Origin of the sequence: Paenibacillus sp. CFBP 13594, assembly GCF_014842675.1 — a bacterium.
Classification (GTDB): domain Bacteria; phylum Bacillota; class Bacilli; order Paenibacillales; family Paenibacillaceae; genus Paenibacillus; species Paenibacillus amylolyticus_B.
The window spans coordinates 1-280 of the sequence record NZ_JACYVQ010000044.1; the positions used below are offsets into that span (position 1 = coordinate 1).

Here is a 280-nt window from a genome sequence, read left to right on the forward strand (position 1 = left end):
TGGTTAAGCTACTAAGAGCACACGGAGGATGCCTAGGCGCTAGGAGCCGATGAAGGACGTGGCGAACAACGAAACTGCCTCGGGGAGCTGTAAGCAAGCTTTGATCCGGGGGTGTCCGAATGGGGAAACCCAGCTGGGGTAATTTCCAGTTACTCACAACTGAATACATAGGTTGTGCAGAGGCATACCAGGGGAACTGAAACATCTAAGTACCCTGAGGAAGAGAAAACAATAGTGATTCCGTCAGTAGCGGCGAGCGAACGCGGAGAAGCCCAAACCA

Annotated in this window: 1 rRNA gene; it reads left to right on the forward strand. The window is 52.5% G+C overall.

Annotated elements, in window-relative coordinates:
• Position 1: 1 nt before the first annotated feature.
• Positions 2-280, forward strand: a 23S ribosomal RNA gene (locus tag IFU39_RS32565); the annotation flags it as partial.